The organism is Pseudomonas sp. NFACC39-1 (assembly GCF_900110355.1).
Taxonomy (GTDB): Bacteria; Pseudomonadota; Gammaproteobacteria; order Pseudomonadales; family Pseudomonadaceae; genus Aquipseudomonas; species Aquipseudomonas tehranensis.
Window position 1 is genome coordinate 161468 of record NZ_FODL01000002.1, and the last position, 20034, is coordinate 181501.

The 20034-nt window shown below is 63.2% G+C and carries 24 protein-coding genes; 13 read left to right on the forward strand and 11 right to left on the reverse strand.

What is annotated here, in order from left to right:
* The first annotated feature begins 30 nt into the window (after positions 1 to 30).
* On the forward strand, positions 31 to 1245 hold the full coding sequence (locus BMY45_RS05005) for a cytochrome P450 family protein (protein ID WP_092395318.1): 1215 nt from the start codon (positions 31 to 33) through the stop codon (positions 1243 to 1245).
* Positions 1246 to 1343: 98 nt separating this feature from the next.
* Here BMY45_RS05005 and BMY45_RS05010 read toward each other — a convergent pair whose 3' ends face one another.
* Entirely contained in the window at positions 1344 to 1940 is a 597-nt protein-coding gene (locus BMY45_RS05010) for a GNAT family N-acetyltransferase (protein ID WP_092395321.1), read from the reverse strand.
* Positions 1937 to 2491, reverse strand: coding sequence for an RNA polymerase sigma factor (locus BMY45_RS05015; RefSeq protein WP_092395324.1), 555 nt, complete (start codon positions 2489 to 2491; stop codon positions 1937 to 1939). Before BMY45_RS05015 ends, BMY45_RS05010 begins: the two co-directional genes overlap by 4 nt.
* A 257-nt stretch (positions 2492 to 2748) precedes the next feature.
* Here BMY45_RS05015 and BMY45_RS05020 point away from each other — a divergent pair, with 257 nt between their 5' ends.
* The 12 genes from BMY45_RS05020 (at position 2749) to BMY45_RS28115 (ending at position 13963) form a co-directional block, all read left to right on the forward strand.
* Entirely contained in the window at positions 2749 to 3939 is a 1191-nt protein-coding gene (locus tag BMY45_RS05020; RefSeq protein WP_256573621.1) for a TyeA family type III secretion system gatekeeper subunit, read from the forward strand.
* On the forward strand, positions 3936 to 6023 hold the full coding sequence (gene sctV, locus BMY45_RS05025) for a type III secretion system export apparatus subunit SctV (protein WP_092395327.1): 2088 nt from the start codon (positions 3936 to 3938) through the stop codon (positions 6021 to 6023). Before BMY45_RS05020 ends, sctV begins: the two co-directional genes overlap by 4 nt.
* Before the next feature lie 157 nt (positions 6024 to 6180).
* A complete protein-coding gene (locus BMY45_RS05030; protein WP_092395329.1) occupies positions 6181 to 7077 on the forward strand; it encodes an FHA domain-containing protein in 897 nt (298 codons plus the stop codon).
* Positions 7077 to 8435 carry a FliI/YscN family ATPase gene (locus tag BMY45_RS05035; protein ID WP_092395332.1) on the forward strand — a complete coding sequence of 453 codons (1359 nt, stop codon included), beginning with the start codon at positions 7077 to 7079 and terminating at the stop codon, positions 8433 to 8435. Before BMY45_RS05030 ends, BMY45_RS05035 begins: the two co-directional genes overlap by 1 nt.
* Complete coding sequence (locus BMY45_RS05040; protein WP_092395336.1) at positions 8422 to 8841, forward strand: YscO family type III secretion system apparatus protein; 420 nt, start codon at positions 8422 to 8424, stop codon at positions 8839 to 8841. Before BMY45_RS05035 ends, BMY45_RS05040 begins: the two co-directional genes overlap by 14 nt.
* The gene (locus BMY45_RS05045) at positions 8834 to 9403 is read left to right on the forward strand and encodes a type III secretion system HrpP C-terminal domain-containing protein (RefSeq protein WP_256573622.1); all 570 of its coding nucleotides are present in this window, start codon (positions 8834 to 8836) and stop codon (positions 9401 to 9403) included. Before BMY45_RS05040 ends, BMY45_RS05045 begins: the two co-directional genes overlap by 8 nt.
* Positions 9400 to 10506, forward strand: coding sequence for a type III secretion system cytoplasmic ring protein SctQ (gene sctQ / locus BMY45_RS05050; RefSeq protein ID WP_092395339.1), 1107 nt, complete (start codon positions 9400 to 9402; stop codon positions 10504 to 10506). Before BMY45_RS05045 ends, sctQ begins: the two co-directional genes overlap by 4 nt.
* Positions 10503 to 11156 carry a type III secretion system export apparatus subunit SctR gene (gene sctR, locus BMY45_RS05055; protein WP_092395342.1) on the forward strand — a complete coding sequence of 218 codons (654 nt, stop codon included), beginning with the start codon at positions 10503 to 10505 and terminating at the stop codon, positions 11154 to 11156. Before sctQ ends, sctR begins: the two co-directional genes overlap by 4 nt.
* A 9-nt stretch (positions 11157 to 11165) precedes the next feature.
* Positions 11166 to 11420: a type III secretion system export apparatus subunit SctS gene (sctS, locus tag BMY45_RS05060; protein WP_092395344.1), complete on the forward strand. Its 255-nt coding sequence runs from the start codon at positions 11166 to 11168 to the stop codon at positions 11418 to 11420.
* The gene (gene sctT, locus BMY45_RS05065; protein ID WP_092395347.1) at positions 11420 to 12217 is read left to right on the forward strand and encodes a type III secretion system export apparatus subunit SctT; all 798 of its coding nucleotides are present in this window, start codon (positions 11420 to 11422) and stop codon (positions 12215 to 12217) included. The genes sctS and sctT overlap by 1 nt, the downstream gene beginning before the upstream one ends.
* Before the next feature lie 15 nt (positions 12218 to 12232).
* The gene (gene sctU, locus BMY45_RS05070) at positions 12233 to 13333 is read left to right on the forward strand and encodes a type III secretion system export apparatus subunit SctU (RefSeq protein WP_092395350.1); all 1101 of its coding nucleotides are present in this window, start codon (positions 12233 to 12235) and stop codon (positions 13331 to 13333) included.
* Between the two features lie 114 nt (positions 13334 to 13447).
* Positions 13448 to 13963: a type III effector gene (locus tag BMY45_RS28115; RefSeq protein ID WP_177193305.1), complete on the forward strand. Its 516-nt coding sequence runs from the start codon at positions 13448 to 13450 to the stop codon at positions 13961 to 13963.
* A gap of 124 nt (positions 13964 to 14087) precedes the next feature.
* Here the strand turns inward: BMY45_RS28115 and BMY45_RS05080 are convergent, their stop codons facing one another.
* From BMY45_RS05080 to sctJ, 9 genes are all read right to left on the reverse strand, one after another.
* The gene (locus tag BMY45_RS05080) at positions 14088 to 14537 is read right to left on the reverse strand and encodes a type III secretion system chaperone (RefSeq protein ID WP_092395356.1); all 450 of its coding nucleotides are present in this window, start codon (positions 14535 to 14537) and stop codon (positions 14088 to 14090) included.
* A gap of 12 nt (positions 14538 to 14549) precedes the next feature.
* Positions 14550 to 14927, reverse strand: a complete 378-nt coding sequence (locus BMY45_RS05085; protein ID WP_092395359.1) for a transcriptional regulator — start codon at positions 14925 to 14927, stop codon at positions 14550 to 14552.
* A gap of 5 nt (positions 14928 to 14932) precedes the next feature.
* Positions 14933 to 15142: an HrpT family type III secretion system protein gene (gene hrpT / locus BMY45_RS05090; RefSeq protein ID WP_092395362.1), complete on the reverse strand. Its 210-nt coding sequence runs from the start codon at positions 15140 to 15142 to the stop codon at positions 14933 to 14935.
* Positions 15139 to 17277 (reverse strand): type III secretion system outer membrane ring subunit SctC, encoded by a 2139-nt coding sequence (gene sctC / locus BMY45_RS05095; protein WP_092395365.1) that lies wholly within the window; start codon positions 17275 to 17277, stop codon positions 15139 to 15141. The genes hrpT and sctC overlap by 4 nt, the downstream gene beginning before the upstream one ends.
* Complete coding sequence (locus BMY45_RS05100) at positions 17270 to 17695, reverse strand: type III secretion system chaperone (RefSeq protein WP_092395368.1); 426 nt, start codon at positions 17693 to 17695, stop codon at positions 17270 to 17272. The genes sctC and BMY45_RS05100 overlap by 8 nt, the downstream gene beginning before the upstream one ends.
* A complete protein-coding gene (locus tag BMY45_RS05105) occupies positions 17682 to 17906 on the reverse strand; it encodes a type III secretion protein (protein ID WP_092395371.1) in 225 nt (74 codons plus the stop codon). Before BMY45_RS05105 ends, BMY45_RS05100 begins: the two co-directional genes overlap by 14 nt.
* 112 nt (positions 17907 to 18018) lie before the next feature.
* On the reverse strand, positions 18019 to 18591 hold the full coding sequence (sctL, locus tag BMY45_RS05110; RefSeq protein ID WP_092395374.1) for a type III secretion system stator protein SctL: 573 nt from the start codon (positions 18589 to 18591) through the stop codon (positions 18019 to 18021).
* Complete coding sequence (locus tag BMY45_RS05115; RefSeq protein WP_092395377.1) at positions 18569 to 19159, reverse strand: type III secretion protein; 591 nt, start codon at positions 19157 to 19159, stop codon at positions 18569 to 18571. The genes sctL and BMY45_RS05115 overlap by 23 nt, the downstream gene beginning before the upstream one ends.
* Positions 19156 to 20031: a type III secretion system inner membrane ring lipoprotein SctJ gene (gene sctJ, locus BMY45_RS05120; protein WP_092395380.1), complete on the reverse strand. Its 876-nt coding sequence runs from the start codon at positions 20029 to 20031 to the stop codon at positions 19156 to 19158. Before sctJ ends, BMY45_RS05115 begins: the two co-directional genes overlap by 4 nt.
* Between the last annotated feature and the right edge of the window lie 3 nt (positions 20032 to 20034).

Sequence of the window (20034 nt, forward strand, 5' to 3'; positions counted from 1 at the left end):
AGCAACGATGCCTACCCCCGGAGAGTATTCATGGCTTACGAGCGTACCCTTGATTTGAACAGTGACGCGTTTCGCGGCGAGGCGTATCGGCATTACGCGGCGCTGCGCCAGGCTTCTCCGGTGTTTTTCAGCCAGCCCGAAGGACAGTTGCCGATGTGGTACGTCACCGGTGCCCGGGAAGTCGAGGAGGTGTTGCTGGACAACGAGCGCTTCGCCCGCGACCCATCACGGATCAACCCGCAGTTCGCGGCGATGCTCGGTGGCGAGCAGTCCATCGCATTTCTCAATGAGCACATGCTCAACCGCGACGGGGAGCGTCATCGTCGGCTGCGTCGCCTGGTCAACAAGGCCTTCACTTTGAAAGCGGTGAACGCCATGCGACCGCGTGTCGAACAGATCGCCGAGTCGTTGTTGGACGCCGTACAGGCGGGCGGACACATGGACGTGGCAAGCCAGTATGCCTTCCCTTTGTCGATCACCGTCATCGCCGAACTGCTCGGCGTCCCCGCCCGGGACCATGGGGATTTCCGGCGCTGGTCCCATATGATCGTCCGGCAGGTGGGCCACGACCTGAGTGAGTTGCAGCGCTGCTACAGCGAATTCGCCGACTACATGCTCGCCTTGATCGACCAGCGTCGGGCACACCCGGTCGACGACCTGGTGTCGGCGCTGGCCCAGGTCGAGGAAGAGGGCAGCATGCTCAGTCGCAGTGAGCTGTGCAGCATGATCGCGTTGCTGATCATCGCCGGGCACGAGACATCGGCTTCGATGATCGGCAACGCCGTGCATACGCTCCTCCAGCACCCAGAGGCGCTGATCCGGCTGCGCGATGAGCCGGCGCTGATGGCCGACGCCGTCGAGGAGTTCTTGCGTTATGACTCGTCGGTGGAACGGGCGATGGTCCGCTTCGTCACCCGGGACACAGAGTTGGCCGGGCAGCGTTTGCAGCGTGGGCAATTGATCGTGGCGGTGGTGGGCTCGGCCAATCGTGACGAGACGCTCTGCGCCAACGCCGACACGCTCGACATCACTCGCCCGGCCTGCCCGCACATGTCGTTCGGCAAAGGCGCTCACTACTGCCTCGGGGCTTCGTTGGCCCGGCAGGAGCTGGAAATAGCATTGAATACGCTGCTTCGGCGCTGTCCGCGATTGCGATTGGCGGTTGATCCCGGCGCGATACGCTGGCGCTATGTGCCTAACTTCAGGGGGCCGGATGTGTTGCCGGTGTGCTGGTCGGTGGATTGAGGCGGGTCGTGCAAAAAATGGCATGACCCGAAACGCAGAGGATCATGCCCGATAAAAGAGACGGCTCGCCCGACATTCCTGGCGAGCGAGCCGTGAACTCACGCCAGGCTGGCCTCCATGGCCTGCGTTGGCGCCAATGCGCGGGGAGATGCCGTTTCGATGGGCAGCAGGTGCAGCCCATAGAGCACGACATCCGCACGCTTGTCAGCGAAGCGGGCGATACCCGGGAAACGTCCCCATTGCGTCGCCCCCAATCCTTGCACGCCGCGTTTACTCGCCTCGTTGTGCTCGATGATCCAGGCCACCAGCGTCTCGAAACCATATCGCCTGGCCAATACCACTGCGGCCTGGCCCAGGCGAATGCCCACGCCGCTGCCGATGTGGTCGTTGCGAACGTAGATCGACACTTCGCCGGTCAACCGGCAGGCCTGGGCACCCCAACAGAAGCGATTGACGATCAACCAGGCAACGACTTCGCCGCCGCGTTCGAGCACATAGATCGGATCGCCTTCCTTGACGAAGCAGTCGACGAAGAACGTCATTTCCTTCAGGGAAAACGCTCTGAGCACGGGAGAACTGGTGCCCCCCAGAGCGCTTTCGTTGAAGATATCCGTCATCACAGGCAAGTCATCGGGGGTAAACCGGCGTACGCCGCGTGGCAGGTCGGGTCGGCTGTTCAAACGATTATGGGTCATGGCCGGGCTTCTCCATAAACGCTTCGCTTGAGTTGTTCACGAGCACGGAACAACCGTGAGCGCACGGTGCCAATGGGTACGCCCAGCCGTTCGGCGGCATCGCGGTAGCTGCTCTCGGTGTCCACGGCGGTCCACAGGGTTTCACGCATGTCCTTGGGCAGCGCGTCCATGGCCAGCAACGTGCGGTCCAGCAACCGCCGGTTATCGCACTGTTCGCTCAAGTCGATGTCATCGCTCGATTGGTTGAAATCGCTTTCGTCGAAAGTGCTCAGCGGTGGCTGCGCATAGAAGCGTCGAAAATGATTGCGGATGAGGTTCAGAGCGATGCCGCACAACCAGGTGTCCGGCTTGGCCAGGCCCTTGAATTTCTCCTGGTTGCGCCAGGCTTCCAGATACGTGAGTTGGATGATGTCGTCGGCGTCGTCTTGATTGAGCACACGCTTCTGCACAAACAGACGCAGCTTGCGCTCTTCGCCGAAGCTGGCGCCGGGTGCGCCTGGGCGGGTCGTTGAGGTTCGCGGCGGGAGCAGCATTACGTTCAGGCTGTTCATCAATAAATCCCTCTGGATGGGTTCCATGGCGTCGACCCGTATGTCGACGTTTTCCCCTTCAGCAGGACCTGTGCCAAACCGAATTTATCTATTATCTATTTGATATATAAGGATTTATATCTAGTGTTTTTACTCTATTCGTGCAAGGACGTGCACGGCTTTCACGGACTTCACTGCATGAAATTGCACCGGTCGTGCCGTTGAAGAACGGCGCGTCAGGGGGGCCGCCGGATGTTTGAAAAAGGACGCGATCGGCAATGGAACCGAACGGCGTATCACCGCCACCCATTGAGCGTCCGAAACCACGCCCTTTGGTCATCATGAAAGTAGAAGCCCCGACAAACGCACACATTGCCGTCAATCTCGCCCAGGCCGCTTCGGCCGTCGCGGGCATCGGCAGGCCTGTGGAAGCGTCGCAGGCCGTGCAGTCCAATTCGATGGAAGAGGTCGGCATGACTTTCAGCCATCATGTGGAACGCAATACCAAGGCGCTGAGCCAGCGACGGATTCGCAGCGCCCGCAGTGAAGTGGGTCGCACGCGAGTCGAGACCCGTGAGCAACTGGAGGAGTGGTACGACCAGCTCGGCCATCCAGGCAAGCAAAGCCTGGGGGCAATGGCGGCCCAGGCTGGCGTGTTGCTCTGCGGCCAGCCGCGGCTTGAAGAGGTCGTGCAGTCCACGGGCGATGATCCGGCCCGGACCGACCTGATCTTGCAGCAAGTCTTGCTGGATGCCGATGAGCAAGGCCGTCGCGTCGAAGCCAAGCGTGCCCGCGACTATCTGCAGCTATTGCGCGAGCGTTATGGGGCGCAGATTCAAGCCGGGATGAACATCGCCGAGGCTCTGCGTGCTTCGGGCGGCGATCCGGAACTACGCCAGGCGGTACGGCGGCTCTATTACGACACCGTCGTCCTCAAGCAGTCGTTGCCCACCATGATGCAAGCGTTGCTTGGCTTGTTCGGCGAAGCCGCGTTCGTGTCGGGACTGGACATGATGCGCCGCGCGCTGGCCGACGACATCGCCGCCCATACGCCCTCGCGCCCTACCGCCCTGCTGCGCACGCTGTTGATCGGCCTGGCCGCCTCGACGCAACTGGGCAGTGTCCTGCAAAGCTGTCGCGGTTTGCTTGAGCAACTGGCCTACAGTTGCCCGGCCAACCAACTCACGGCCGTGTTGCTGCTGCAGCGGATGCTGGGGTTCGTCAGCAGTGGCCTGTCTTCGGCGGAGGTGCGCCGCATCGGCCGGGAGCTGGGCGGAGACCAGGAGCGCGATCAGTTGGTCTCTCTCAATGGTTTATATCCCTTGCTCAAGCGCTTGCCACTGGCACTCTGGCGTGATGCCAAAAGTCGCCAGGCCGCCCTGAAGAACCTGCTGGTGCTGCTGGATGAGCGTTCCCGTGGGGAGACCCGCGCACAGACCGCCGAACCGGTCATTGGAGCGCGCCCATGATTGCGCTGCTGAACAAGGTTGCCAGTGCGGCGGTGAGCCGTATCGAGGTGGCCGGTGCGTTCGTGGTACTCGGCATTGTGTTCATGCTGATCCTGCCGTTGCCGACATCGGTGGTCGATGCGCTGATCGCCATCAACATCTGCATTTCCTGCCTGCTGATCGTACTTTCGCTGTACCTCCCACGGCCGTTGGCGTTTTCCTCGTTTCCAGCGGTGCTGCTGCTGACCACGTTGTTCCGGCTGGCACTGTCGGTGGCGACCACTCGATTGATCCTGCTCCAAGGCGATGCCGGTCATATCGTCCAGGCGTTCGGCAACTTCGTGGTGGGAGGAAATCTTGCGGTGGGGCTGGTCATTTTCCTCATCCTGACGGTGGTCAATTTCCTGGTGATCACCAAAGGCTCCGAGCGCGTGGCCGAAGTTGCTGCGCGGTTCACACTGGACGCGCTGCCGGGCAAGCAGATGTCCATCGACAGCGACCTGCGCGCCAACCTGATCGATGTCAGCGAGGCCCGCCGCCGTCGCGAGGAACTGAACAAGGAAAGCCAATTGTTCGGGGCGATGGACGGGGCGATGAAGTTCGTCAAAGGCGATGCTATCGCCGGGCTGGTGATCGTGGTGATCAACCTCATCGGCGGCTTTTCGGTCGGCATGGTCCAGCATGATATGAGCGCGTCCGAATCGATGCACTTGTATGCCGTATTGACCATCGGCGACGGTCTGATCGCGCAGATTCCGGCCCTGCTGATCTCCCTCACCGCCGGCATGATCATCACCCGCGTGTCGCCGGAAGGACAGCCGGCCGGCAGCAGCGTTGGCAAGGAAATCGCCAAGCAATTGACCGCCGAACCCAAGGCCTGGGTGATCGCTTCGGTGGGAATGCTCGGCTTCGCCGCGTTGCCCGGCATGCCCACGCTGGTGTTCATTGTCATCGCCTTGATCACCGGCACGGCCGGCCTCCTCCAGTTGTACGGCCGTGCCCGACAGGCCCGTCAGGGCGAGCAGCCAGAGGTGGTTGTGACCCCCGAGCAGAACGGCGCCGAGGACCTGCGCAGCTTCGACCCGACCCGTGCCTATCTGTTGCAGTTTTCCAGGTCGATGGAAGGCAACCCGGCCGCCGAAGCGGCCATCCAGGCGATCCGCAAAAAACGCAATGGGCTGGTGGCGGGCTTTGGCCTGACCTTGCCGCCCTTCGAGATCGAGTACAGCGCGCTCCTGGAGGACGACGAGTTCCGTTTCTGTGTGCACGAGGTGCCGATGTTGCGGGCGACCTTCGGTGAGCGCATCGCCGTAGCGCGCGGTCCGTTGCCGTTTGAACCGCAGGACGCGCAGGTAGGCAGTGAAGTCCGTGATGAGCATCAGTGGCTGTGGCTGGCACCCGATGATCCGCTGCTGGCGGACGAGCGAGTGGAAGCGGTGCCCGCGGGGGAGTTGCTGGTGGAGCGCATGAGCCGCGCCATGTTTGCCACGGGCCCGCAGTTCCTTGGATTGCAGGAGAGCAAGTCGATTCTCAGTTGGCTCGAAGCGGGCCAGCCAGAATTGGTCCAAGAGCTGCAAAGAACCATGCCCCTGGCCCGTTTTGCCGCGGTGCTGCAACGCCTGGCCGGCGAAGGCGTGCCGCTGCGGGCGGTGCGATTGATCGCCGAATCGTTGATCGAGCATGGGCAGCACGAGCGCGATGTCGGCGCGCTGACCGACTACGCGCGCATCGCCTTGAAGTCGCAGATCTATCACCAGTATCGCGACGAAGACGGCCTGCACGTGTGGCTGTTGACACCGGAAACCGAAGGGCTGCTGCGCGACGCGCTGCGTCAGACCCAGACGGAAACGTTTTTTGCCCTGGAAAGCGTGCATACCCGCGCCCTGGTCTTGCAGCTGCGCGAAGGTTTTCCGTTGCGGGCCAAGCGCGTGGCCGTGCTGCTGGTGGCCCAGGATCTGCGCGCGCCGCTGCGTGATTTGCTGCGCGACGAGTTCAATCACGTGCCCGTGCTCGCCTTCAGCGAGCTGCACAGCAACGCCCAGGTCACCGTGCTGGGGCGTTTTGATCTCGAGCAGGAAAACCTGCGGATCGAGGATGCCGCATGACGGGTTTTTCGCCTGGCGCCCGATGTGACGCCACGCGTAACGATGTAAATCCAGGCGCGTTCCATGGCCTGGCTGTGACAGTGGATGAGGGCCGCCCGGACCTCGTCGTTCAACCGGATCGTGGGCGCACACCTGCCGCGCCTTGAGGAAATTGGCCATGTTCGAGCTGCGTGTATTGAGTGGTCTGCACCGAGGTGCGGCATTGCCGCTGGTAGGTGAGCGATGGGTGGTCGGGGCGGCGGAAGACGCCGACCTGGCGTTATACGATCCAGGCATTTGTGGGCGCCACGTAGCCCTCAGGCAAGTCGAGGGACAATGGCTGCTGGACGCGCTGGAGGGCGCGGTTTGCGATGGACAAGGCCAGCCCTGGGCGTCGACCGAGCCTTTGCCGAACAATGCGCCCTTTGCCATCGCTGGCGTCTGGTTGTGCCTGGCTCCGGCCGATCAGCCTTGGCCCGATGACGCGGCGCTGGATGCTGCTGCGCACCTCACGGCGGAGGAACGCGAGGGCGGCCGGCCTGCGGCGCGGCCGTCATGGCTCAAGCGCCTGGGAATCGCCGCGGCAGTGGTCACTGTCGCTTCCAGCGCCTGGGCCTTCACCAGCCAACCGGCGCCGACCGTGGCGCCCGACCCGGCGCAACCGTTAAAGCACGCCAAGGCGGCATTGAATACAGTCGAGGCGGTCCGCCTGGAGCTGGACCGGATGCTTCAGGAGCGCGACCTGGGAGCCGCCGTGCGGGTCGAGTCCCAGGACGACCGACTGGTCCTGGTGGGCGAGCTGCCGCGCCAACGCCTGGCGGTGGTGGAACGGCTGATCGAGCGCTTCCATGCTCGCTACGATACGTCGATCAGGGTCAGCACCAGTGTCAAGGAACGGTTGACACAACTGCCGTTTCAGATCGCCCAGATTGTCGGAGGCAAACGTGGGCACGTGGTTACATCCGACGGCCGTCGGTTGTTCCTGGGCGACCAGATCGATGGCCTGCGCTTGACCGCGATCGACAGTGGCAAAGTCACTTTCGAAGGCGAGCAAAGCTACGAGGTCACCTGGTAATGACACAGGCGGCCATCGCACGATTGTACGCCTGGGAGGCTGGGCAGCGGGCACGCCTGCGCCGATTTGCGCCGGTCATGGTGCGCGGGCGTGTGCAGCGGGTCAGCGGTATCTTGATGCAATGCCGGCTGCCGGGGGCGCAGATCGGCGACCTCTGCCAGGTCGAGCGTGACGCGCGCGAGCCGTTGCTCGCCGAGATCGTCGGATTCGACCGACACGATGCCTTGCTCAGCGCCCTGGGTGGCCTGGAAGGCATCCGTGTTGGCGCGGCGGTGGAGCCGCTGGGCATGCCTCATCGGGTGACTGTCGGGCCGCAGTTGCTCGGCCAGGTGTTGGACGGTTTTGGCCGGCCCCTGTTGGAGGGCGGCGTGGGCGCGTTCGCCGGACCGCAGGTGTTGCATGCCTCGCAGGTGATTGGCGAGGCGCCCGCGCCGACAGCGCGACCACGCATTCAACGACCCCTGATCACCGGCGTGCGCGCCATCGATGGTCCGCTGACGCTCGGCGAAGGCCAGCGTGTCGGATTGTTCGCGGGTGCCGGTTGCGGAAAGACCACCTTGTTGGCGGAGATCGCTCGCAATGTCGATTGCGATGTCATCGTCTTCGGCTTGATCGGTGAACGCGGGCGCGAGCTGCGCGAATTCCTCGACCATGAACTGGACGATGAATTGCGGGCCCGTGCAGTCCTGGTGTGTGCCACGTCGGACCGTTCCAGCATGGAACGTGCCCGCGCGGCCTTCACCGCCACGGCATTGGCCGAGGGCTTCCGGGCCCGCGGCCAGCGGGTCCTGCTGCTCATCGATTCGCTGACCCGGTTTGCCCGGGCCCAACGGGAAATTGGCCTGGCCGCGGGCGAACCGTTGGGTCGCGGCGGCTTGCCCCCATCGGTGTACAGCCTGCTGCCGCGTCTGGTCGAACGGGCCGGGCTGAGCAACGAGGGCGCGATCACCGCGCTTTATACCGTGCTCATCGAACAGGATTCCATGAACGATCCGGTGGCGGACGAAGTCCGTTCGCTGCTCGACGGCCATATCGTGCTCGCGCGCAAGCTCGCCGAACGCGGCCATTACCCGGCTATCGACGTGTTGGCCAGCTTGTCGCGAACCCTGGCCAATGTCGCCGAAACCGATCATTTGCGGGCGGGTATCAATCTGCGTCGGTTGTTGTCGGCCTACGACCAGATCGAGCTGATGCTGCGCTTGGGCGAGTATCAGGCCGGCGCCGACCCCGTGACCGACCTGGCAGTGGAGTCACGCGGTGCCCTGGACGCTTTCCTGCGCCAGGACCTGCACGAGCCTGAGCTTTTCGCGTCGACGCTCGCCCACATCCAACAGTTGACCGCCTATGTCCCGGGCTGATCTGGACGCTCTGGCGCCGGTGCGCCGACACCGCGAAGCGCAGGCCGAAAGGGCCTGGCGCCTGCAGCGCGATCTTTTGCGCGAGCATGAAGCGGCGGTCGCCGCCGCGCGGGCGCGCTGGCAGACGGCGTGCGAACAGCAGGCGGTGCAGCGCGAGGCGCTGTACGGCGAGCACCGTGGCCGTGGGCTGAGCGTTTGCGAACTCAATGCCTGGAGCACCGAGGAACGGCGCTTGATCGGCGAGCTGGCGGAGCAAGCGCGGGCGTTGCAGGCGCTCGACGAGCAGCAGGCGCAACAGGCACGGAACACCGAAGCCGCCCAGCAGCGGCTGCAAGGGCGCAGGCGTGACCTGGAAAAGCTCAGCGCCATGATGGAGTACCTGATGGAGGCCCCAAGTGATGAATGAACGCACCGTACGCGGCGGACTCTCGCCGCATGACCCCTCTGCGGCTGCACCCGTTCACCACACGCCGCGGGCCTATGAGCAACCAGCGGTGCAGGTGAACCGGACCAGCCGTCCGCTGGCCCGTGAGCCCATGCCCGCACTCGAGCGCGATCCTGAGGTGACGGCCGAGCGCACTGACGGCTACTGGTTTCGCCAGTGGGTGGATGCGCCACGGGGCGGCTCCGAGGACGACACGGCGGGCACCGGTTTCCTGTCAGGGCTGGTGAGCCAGGAGCGTGGCGAAGTGGAGGCTTTTGTCGATCAGCTTTCGCCACGCTTGCGCGCCACGCTCGACCAGCAATTGGATCTGTTGCTGCACCTTCCTCACCTGGGGCGGATCAGGGTGTCTGCGCAGCGTCGGGGCGAGGCGTCCGGCTGGGACATTGGCCTGAGTGGCGAAAATGAAGACGTCCAGGCGCGGCTATCGAGTCGATCCGGTCGCCTTGAGGAAGCTCTGGCCCAAAACCTGGGCCAGCCGGTGACCGTGCGTGTGGAACGCGAAGAAGGAGCAAGCGTGACATGACGATACGTGCATTGAAGCTGCCCCAGGTTTGCAGCGAAGACGTCAGCGCCCGTCGGCTATTGGGCGCGGGTGTCAGCTTGCCCTTCCAGGTGGCGGGCGAAACGGGCCTGCTGGAATTCATGCCGTGCAGCGGCGCAGCTCGAGGCACGCCCTGCGTGCTCGAGTGCGCGCATGGTGCCCTGGCTCTCGACGAGCCGGGCCCGGTATTGAGCCTGTTCGGCGAATGTCCGGTGGTCCTGCCGGCCGAGCCAGGCCTGGACGATGCCTGGTTCTGGGCTCTGTTTCATCAAAGCCTGAGCGAGTCCCTGCGCCAGGCATTCGGCTTTCTCAAACCGCTGGCCGGGCCAGCGGTCAGGGGCATTGCTTGCCGAGTCGAAGTGAACGTGGGCGTGGCTCGCGTCACGAGTCATCTGGAAATGCCCGGTGCGACGTTGCTGGGGCTGCTTCGCGCGGCGCCCTGGCAGCGCCGGACGGGGCCCTGGCGCGAGGATCATGTGCTGAACGTTCCACTGCCGTTGGGACACCTGGCGCTGACTGGCGGACAACTGGCCGCGCTGCGTCCCGGTGACGTGTTGGTGCCGGAAACCGCCTTGTTCGATTCATCCGGCCAAGGCCTGATTCGCCTGGGCCGGCATTGGTTGCAGGTGCGGGTACACAGCCGTGCCGCGCCGTTGCGCCTGACCCTGCTTGCTCTGGAGGAGACCGCTATGAGCACCACCGCCGATACCGACATCCTGGTGCCCGACTGGGACGATGCCAGCCGTTACGAACCAGACATCCAGGCGCCCGAGGCCATCGCCCCTCCGGCACCTGCCGATGCAGAGCCTGAAGTGCCGGAGGTGGCGATGGCCGAGTCAGGCGCGGCTCACATCGCCGAGCGTTTCGACGACCTGCCCTTGGCGCTGACGATACGCTGCGGTCACTTGAGTCTGACCTTGGGCGAGCTGCGCAACCTGGCGCCGGGGGCTGTGCTCGAGGTACAGGGCGTGGCCCCGGGCACGGCGGCCTTGTTTCATGGCGAACGAGCCCTGGCCCAAGGCGAGCTGGTGGAGATCGATGGCCGGCTGGGTCTGCAGATCACTCGCCTGGATGTGGCTGGATGAGCTTCCAGGGGGTCGACCCCTTTCTGCTGGCGCTGTTCATCGGTGGGATTTCGTTGGTTCCCCTGTTGCTGATCATTTGCAGCGCCTTCCTGAAGATCGCCATCGTATTGACGATCACCCGCAATGCCATCGGCGTGCAGCAGGTTCCGCCCAACATGGCGCTGTATGCCATTGCGCTGGCCGCGACGCTGTTCATCATGGCGCCGGTCGGCCACGACATCGCCGCAGAGTTGAAGGAGCGGCCCTTGGATTTCAGCAGTACCGAGGCGTTGCAGGGTTCGGCCTTGAACGCGGTCAAACCGCTGCAAGCCTTCATGTCCCGCAACACCAATCCGGACATCCTCACCCACCTCCTGGAAAACACCCGGCGCATGTGGCCAAAGGAGCGCGCCGAGCAAGCCAGCCGGGACGACCTGATGCTGCTCATCCCGGCGTTCATGCTGTCGGAGCTCGAAGCCGGCTTTCAGATGGGATTCCTGATCTATATCCCGTTCATCGTCATCGACCTGATCGTGTCCAATCTGCTGCTGGCGCTCGGCATGCAGATGGTCGCGCCGATGACCATTTCCTTGCCGCTCAAGCTGCTGGTCTTCGTCCTGGTGCAAGGTTGGACGCAACTGCTCGACAGCCTTTTCTATTCCTATCTTTGAGGGCAAGCGATGGACGCGCTGACATTATTCAAGGAAGGCATGTTGCTGGTGGTCCTGCTTTCCGCGCCGCCCCTGATCGTGGCGGTGATCATTGGCGTGCTGACCTCGCTGGTGCAGGCCCTGATGCAGATCCAGGATCAGACCCTGCCTTTCGGCCTCAAGCTGGTGGCAGTGGGGCTGACCCTGCTGGTTACTGGCCGCTGGATCGGCGGAGAGTTGCTGGGACTGCTGCGCCGGGCCTTTGAAATGATGGCCAACACCTGATGACGGCCCAGGCATTCGTTCCGTACTTCGACCTGTTGCTATCGATTGCCCTCGGCATGGCGCGCATTTACCCGGTGGCCTATCTGGTCCCGGTGTTCTGCTTCCAGCACCTGCGAGGCTTGCCGCGCCATGCCGTGGTGTTCGCCTTGGCCATGTTGCCGGCGCCGGGCATCCGCCAGGCCTTGATCGATGCCCAGGTGAACTGGCTGACGCTGGGTGCTCTGATGTTCAAGGAGGTGGTGCTGGGCCTGCTGCTCGGAGTGCTGCTGGCAATGCCGTTCTGGCTGTACGAGTCGGTGGGGGCCTTGCTCGACAACCAGAGGGGTGCGCTTATCGGTGGCCAGTTGAACCCGGCACTCGGTACCGATACGACGCCCTTGGGCCACCTGTTCAAGGAAATGACGATTCTGCTGCTGGTCGCCACCCTGGGCATCGGCACACTGACGCAGGTGATCTGGGACAGCTACCTGGTGTGGTCGCCGACGGTTTGGTTGCCGTTGCCCGGCGCGGATGGCTTCGGGGTGTTTCTGGGACTGCTCGCCGAAATGTTCATGCACATGATTCTCTACGCCGCGCCTTTTATCGGCCTGCTGTTGCTGGTGGAGTTCGCCTTGGCCTTGCTCAGCTTGTACAGCCCCCAATTGCAGGTGTTCGTCCTTGCCATGCCCGCCAAGAGCCTGGTTGGGCTGGGCTTCCTGCTGTTCTACCTGCCCACGCTGTGGGACGCGATGGCGGGGCGTCTCGGGCGATACGGGGAAATCCGGCACCTGCTTCACCAACTGTTGCAGGCGCCCTGAAGGAGAGGCTCGTTCATGAGCGAGGACAGCGGTGAGAAGACCAAGCGTGCGACACCGAAGAAAATCCGCGACGCACGCAAGAAAGGCCAGGTTGGCCAAAGCCAGGACCTGAGCAGCCTGCTGGTGCTCACGGCTATCACCGAAGTGGCTTTGACCCAGGCTGATAACAGCATGCAGGTGTTGGGAGAATTGGTTGCGTTCCCGCTGCATCGGCTGGATGTCGACTTCGTGCGTGCCTTCGAGGAAACCCTGGCCCATGCCGGTGGCGTGCTGTTGAGTTTCACCTTGATGACCGTGGGGCTGGCGATTGCCACGCGCCTGATCGCCGGTTGGGTGCAGTTCGGCTTCCTCTTCGCACCTGAGGCCCTTCACCCCGACCCCAATCGCTTGAATCCGTTGAATCAGGCCCAGCAGATGTTTTCCGCCCAGGCGCTGATCCAACTGTTCATGGGGCTGGTCAAGGCGGTGTTTATTGCCAGCGTGCTTTATCTGGTGACCATGCCCGCCCTCGGGTCATTGATCAGCCTGGTCAACGGTGACCTCAACACCTATTGGCGCGGGCTCGCCGGCTTGTTCCGACACATCATGCATATCTGCCTGGGTGTGTTGCTGGTGCTGGCGATTCTCGATTTTGGCTTGCAGAAGTATTTCTTCGCCAAGCGCCTGCGCATGAGTGAGGAGGAGGTGCGCAAAGAGTTCAAGGAAATGGAAGGCGACCCGCACGTCAAGATGCACCGCCGCAGCCTGGCCCGGCAATTGATTGACCAACCCGCCAGCAAGGACACCCAACTGGTGGAGGAGGCCGACATGGTGGTGGTCAACCCGACTCACTTCGCCGTCGCGCTGCTTTACCGCCCCGAGGAGACCCCGTTGCCGCAGCTGATCGTCAAAGGTGTCGATGCCGACGCCCGCGCGCTGATCGAGCGAGCCAAGGCTGCGCGAGTCCCGGTCATCCAATGCATCTGGCTGGCGCGGACGATCTATCGCGAAGACGTCGGTGCCTATATCCCCAGGGAAACGCTCCAGGCGGTTGCGCATATCTATCGGGTGTTGCGCGAGTTGGATGATGAGGCCAAGACCGATGTGCTCGAAATCCCGGAATTGAACCTGCGTTGAGTCGATGGAACCGGCGTGCGAGGGAATACCACTCAACGAGTGAGCCAGGCTCGCCCGGCTGATACCGGCTTGTCGACCTGGCACCGTATACACAGTCAATCGTGGAGATTTCCCATGCCTGAACCTAGCTCGCTATCCAGCTCCATCAGGGGCACGGGTGCCCTGCATGGCACCGAAGGCCTGCACTCGTCACGTTCACCCTCATTGAGCCAACAGCCTCGCGAGGCGCAGCAGCGCACCGGCACTCAAAGTTTGCATGGGCGAGGACGCTCGTCCTCGACGCCCCCTGCGGTGCATCAGCGCGGTCGGACCCGAACCCGGGACTCTCAGCGCCCGGCTGCACCGTCCGGCGATCGGCCGTTGGATGAAGCGCAGAGCTCCAGCCCCACTCCGGAACCGCGCACGCCGGACTCGTTCATGAGTGAAATGGAAACCCGTCAAAAGCAGTTGATGGAAAAGCAGTTCGACATGCAGATGCGTATGGAGGAGCGCCAGAGCGCCATGACGCTCGTCAGAAGCTCTGCCGATATGGCCAAGTTGATGAGCGACACGGTGACGGAGATCACCAAGGGTTTCATGGACACTGCAAGGAAAGTACAGGAGAGTGGCGAAGCGATGAAGCTTCGATAAAGCGATGAGCCTGCGTAAAACTCTGTAGGAGCTGTCGAGTGCAACGAGGCTGCGATCTTTCCCCAGCCACTTGAACCTCAAGCGAAAGATCAAAAGATCGCAGGCTTCGCCAGCTCCTACAGCGCTATCCCAGTCGGGCGCGGCGGGTATTGAGCGAGGCCGGACGAGGGGCACTGGGCGTCGCAGGCAACGCCAAGTGTGTCCGAACTTCACCGACCTGGGCGACGAAGCCTACGATCCAATGGCAGAACCGCGGCTCATCGAGCATCGACAACGGACAATGAGCACACAAGCGAACGCTGCCCTTATCGTCCAGGGCCAGCCAGCTGCCGCCGAGCAAATCCAATCGAAAGTTGAGTTCCAGCAGGCGTTTTTGCAGACCGGGCGTGTGGGAAGGTACGTCGAGCGAGCAATGGAGAATCGCGACATCGCCGTGATCGGGCAGCTCAATGATCACGGCTTCCCGGTTGCTCGCGTCATACAGCGCGCATACGCCGCCTTCCAGCTGCAGAACCGCGTGCAAATGTTCCGCGAGAGCCTGGATCAGGCGCTGGGCAAACGGTGTGACGGACATGGGGAATCTCCCTCAGTAAGTTACCGAATAGTCATCGAGGTCTTCCAGGCCCAGCAGCGACAACTGCCGGGACTGGATTTCATTGAGCATCTGCGAAGAGATGGGTGGCTCAGGCAGAGCCTGCCAGACCACCAGCGCCCGCTGCGGATCAAGAAACAAGAACAGCTGAGCGAAGTCACTCGGATGGGCAAAGCGCCGTTCGAGCGCGCGCTGGATCTGGTTGAGGCCCAGCGCCTGGCTTTGTACCTGTAGCGCCAGCCCCACGCTGTGAGGTTCCCGGCGCAGACAGAACTCAATGCCCGGGGCAATTTCCCAATACGTCGCGATGCCGGCGATGATGTTTTTCTGAAAGGCCTGGCGCGTGCTTACGCTGTGTACCGAAAAAGACATACCGTTCAGTCCTCCAATGGGACGATCGAATGGTCGAGCGGGTGTTCGGGGGAGCCCAGGCCGCCGCGCATGCCAGGCGACCACCAGATCACCAATCGGCCGTTGTCGGGTTCGGCGCGGCTACAGGCGTCGCCCTGGCAGCCCCAGCGACTTGCACAGCCGGCGAACACCGGCAGACTCAGCAGTAAGACGAGCAGCATCGGCGTGCGACTCATGGTGCGATCCTCGCGCTGGTTTGCAGAAGAGACGAGCGTGCGCCGCCTGGCGTGCGCTTGGGTTGTTTCATGACGACGAACACTTCCGTTTCCTCGCCGGGTTCGAGCCACACCTTCGGCCAGGCGGATGTGGCCAGGGTCCAGCGGCTGCTGCAGCTCGCTTCGTCGAAGCGCAGCCGATTCGCGCCGTCGTTGTGCACCACGCCCACGGCAATGCCATAGTCGGGGCCGGCGAACCATTGCGCTCGGGAGGCGTCGAGCGACAGACCGGGCGGCAACGCGCACAGGGTATCGGGCGAGTAGGGAATCGAGGCGGCCTGTTTGAATGTCGCGGGAATGTTGCCGTCGGCAAGTTGCGCGAGAACATCGCTGATTTCGAGGCGCCCGATGGGGCGAGTGCCGTTGCGACGTTCTTCGAGGCGTGCCATGGCGCTGTCGACCTGTTCACGATCAAGGGCGGAGATATAGCGGGCCGGGTCGACCTGATCACCGATCAGGCGGGGCGTCAGGATGAATACCCGTTCGCGGCGGCTGGTTTCGCGCGTGGTCGAGGAAAACAGCAGCGGCCCGACCAACGGGATGCGTCCCAGCCACGGCACCCGTTCGAGGTTGTCGCCGGTTTCTTCGGTATGAAACCCGCCCACCACCAACGACCGGCTTTCCCCCATCACTGCTTGGGTGCTGACCACGCCCCGCCGGACGCTGGGCGTCTGCTGGCCCACTTCGGAGGGTTCGATGCGGCCATCTTCGATGTCCAGGAACATCTGGATCTGATTACGGCCTCCGGTCTCGATGGTATGGGGCACGACCTGCAGGCTGGTGCCTGCCGTGATGGGCTCGACGGTGGCCACGCGTTCACCGATGGCGGAGATGTACTCGGTCCGGCTGAAGTCAATGACCGCGGGTTGGTTCTCCAAGGTCAGCACCGATGGATTCGCTACCACCGAGGCCAGGCCGCGACCTTCCAGGGCACGAAGCTGCGCGGAAAAGTCGCCGTAGTCCTGGATGAACACCGTCGAACTGGCGCCGGGGCGAATCATTGAGGCGCCGCCGATCAGATCGCCGCTTTCGACGTTCCAGTTCGAGGCCAGCTCGGCCAGTTGGGTGCGGTCGATGTCGAGGATGATTGCGTCGATCTCCACCAGTTTGCGCGGTACGTCCACATCACGAATCAACGGTGTGTAGAGTTCCCGCCGTTTGGGTGAGTCGTAGATCAGCACGGCGTTGTTGCGCACGTCGGCTTCGACACGGATCCGTCCCCGTCCGCCCTTGCCGCCGCTTTCTCCGGCCTGTACACGGTGGGTGTTGGGGCGTCCCATGCCATTCAATGCCAATTGCTCGATATTGCCCATGGTCATGGCCTGCTGGGCCTCCATGTTCTGGAACGACGCTTGCGGCGAAGTGGTCTGCATGCCTTGGGACACGGCGCTGCGGCTTTCCAGTAGGCCTTTGAGAATGCTGGCGACTCCGGGAATGACCAGCGTATCGCCTCGGTACTTGACACTGCGGTCGGCGGCGGTGGCGTAGCGCAGTGGAAAGCTCATCACTTCCTGCTTCTCTTCGGGCGTTTTGCGCGCTTCGGCAAATTGCGCCACCAGGCGCACGTAGCGTTCCGGGCCGGAGACCAATACCACGCCTTCGTCGGGCAACTCACCCCAACCGAAACGCGGATCCAGCAGGCCGATATCGGTCAAGGCTTGCTTCATGTCCGGCGCGGCATCGGCAGAGACCTCCAGGCGCGTGGAGTCTTGGTTCTGCAAAGGGCTGACGTACAAAGAGTTGCCATACGTGAACCATTGGAAGCGATTCTCCAGCCCGAGCCGGTCGAGGAACGCCTGGGGGCTATCGGCGCGCATCCGACCATCGACGGTCCCTTTTACGGTCCCGTCGAGCACCAGTTGCACCCCGAAGGTGTTGGCGAAGTCACCCAGCACCTTGGGTAGGGGAGTGTTCTGGGCATCGTAGGCGTATGGCGTGTTCTTCCAGTCGGTCGGTATCGCTGCCTCCAGCGGCATGCCCGCGCCAAGTGCGCCGGCCAATGCCAGCGCGAGCAACGAAGATTTCTTCCAGCAGCGCGCGATCGACAAGTTGCCCGCGAGCATCGAGCGGTACGGTGCAAGCCACCTGTTAGGCATGACGGATTCCTGTTCCGAGCGGGTGAAAGCGCGTGGGGCGTCGAGCCCCGGCACGTTGGTCTTTATTGAGGATCGATTGCCAGGTGTCGCGCTGGTTGAGCAGCGCTTCCAGCACTTCGAACACGTCGTCGATGTGCGCGGCTGGCGCCAGCTGTGCCAGTAGCCATAACCGCTCGTCCTGCGGCGAGCGGGCCAGTGCACCGGGGAATCGCGAGAGGCTTGGGTGCGCCAGTCGAAGCAGGTCTTCCACAGACGTCTCCTGTGCTGGAGCAACGGTCAGCTCGACCGATACCAGCAGGCCGTCGTCGAGTTTGTTGAAGATCGCTTCGCCATCGTCGATGACAATGGCGAAATGCTCCGGGCCGTCGGCGCTGGCGTTCCAGCGGGCGAGCTGTGTTCGCAGCTCATGGCATTGCATCGATGATAGCCTTGGCGAGGTTGTGGTGGGCGGCGGTTTGTTGAGTCGCCGCGTTCACTGCGACCGACATGCCGTTCATGCTGGTCACGAACGAATGCATATCGTCGAGAGACTGGCTCTCTGCCGCGTTCATCGCAGAGTTGTTGACGTTGTCCGTCGCGCGCTGGAAGTAGGTGTCGAGGCGGCGTTGGACGGCTTCGATAGAAGACATGGGCGGTTCCTCCGAGGTAGGCGTATTCACCGGATGAGTGGTGACTATGCCGACGGCGGTTCCGCAAAAAATGAGGAAAAGGTCACGGGTTCCGGGTCGTTGGGGCTTACCACTACGGCTCAGGCAGGCGCAACGCCTCGACAGCCGTGGCCCAGTCGAGCAGAAACGTGCCACCTGGTGTCTCCAGCAGCAGCTGATGCACCGCCATGTCGGCGTCTGCCACCGCCGTCCAAGGACGTTCGCTGACGGTCAGGCTTCGGGTCAGGTTCGCCAGGTCATCGGGATGACAGCGAAGGGTGGCACTGACCGGTTCGTCCTGTCGCGACGCAAGCTGACGGACAAGCGCATCGATGCGTGTCTGGTCCGGAACATCATGCAAAAGCGTCCCCAGCGCCTCGTTGACCAACTGGGCGGCGCTCGTTTCGATCCGCTGCCACATGTCCTGGCGCTGGGCTTCCCAGGCAGCGAGCACGGTTTCGGCTTGCTCCCAGAACTGCGCTTGAGCCGCGATCACCGCCGCGTCTGCTTGTTCGGCGGCTTGCTCGATCAACCGCGCGGCTCGCACTTGGGCCTGTTCAAGAACGGCCTGCGCCCGGCCGCAGTCAACCAGGGTTTCGCGAGCAACATAAGACTGCAACAGGCCTTGGCCATCGGGGCGCAGTTCAAGCGAACGCCGAGCGAACATCATGCATCTCCATTCGGGTGGGCGCCGGGGCCGCCAGGCTTTGCTCGGCTTTCCAGCTCGCGGACTGCCAAAGCATGTTGAGTTTGGCGGCGGGAGGTTGGGGGGCGGGCAACGACTCGATGGCGTCAATTCTGCTGCGTGGAAATGCCAGGCGAGCACGTTCCCAGGTCCGAACGTCCAGCCAGGCGCGCAGCAGTACAAGGGGATCCTGGCCTAGCTCGAGCCAGTGGCCGGGACGCAACGCTTTGGCGGTGCGCTCGCACCAGGCTCGGTCCTGTGCCGACAGCGTCCCCGTCGTCGTTGACGGCGAGCACGTGTTTGCCACCAGTTGGCAGGCAAGGCTCAAGGTCCGGGGCGTGCCGCAACACAGCGATTGTACTGACGGAGTCGGCTTCGGCGCAGTACAAGGGGTCATGCCGAAACTGCGGGCAAGCGCAGCATGATGCCCTCGGGCCAAGGCGTCGATTTGTCGTTCGGTCAACAGGCGAAGTATTGGCGGATACCAGTCACGGTCCGCTTCGCGCCACGCATGATTCCACCAGCGAGCCCATTCAAGCGCCACGCTCATGCGGCGCTCCCATTGCTATCTGGCTTGGCTCCCGGGCTTTTTACCGCAAACAGCGAAGGCGTCGGGTGGCTGGGCGGTGCGGCGGGGGCTGCGGTCTTGCGGTCGATAAATCGTGGCAGCACCAATACGCCTTTGCGCCATAACCTGTAGAGGCCGTACAAGACGCCCATGAGCATGGCAAGCAAGGCAACGCTGACCGACACGGTCACCGCCCTCCAGAAGCCGACATCGTCGGCCCGCATGAGGAAAGGCCCGAAGTACGCCATCTTGCGCCGTTCCTGATACGCCGCGGCGGGAACGAATACCACCGACAGCTTGGTCGCATTCTGGGCCGCATCGGCCATGCCCGGGATCCCGCTAGCGACCAGATTGCGTACTCGCGGCGTAATGCTGTCCGGGTCCAGGGCGCTGGTGTGCTTGATGAATACCGACGCCGATGCGGGTTGGACCGGCTCACCCGGGGCCACCCGTTCCGGCAGCACCACATGGACCCGGGCAAGCACCACGCCGTCAATCTGTGACAGTGTCGATTCGAGTTCCTGGGACAGTGCATAGATGTAGCGGGCACGCTCTTCCATCGGCGTGGAGATCACCCCTTCCTTGCGGAAAATCTCACCCAGGCTGGAGCGCGCCCGACGCGGCAGCCCGGCCGCTTCGAGTACCTGCACGGCGCTGTTCATGTCGGCCGGCTCGACCAGCACGGTCAGTCCGTCCTTGTCGACCTGCTTGCTGGCCTCGACGTTTTTATCCGCCAACGCGGCAATCACTTCATTGGCATCCTGCTCGGAGAGGTGGCTGTGCAGCGCGGTCCTTTCGTCGCAACCGGCGAGCAGCAGGCACAGCACAATGGGTGAGAAGACGCGCATGCACATAGC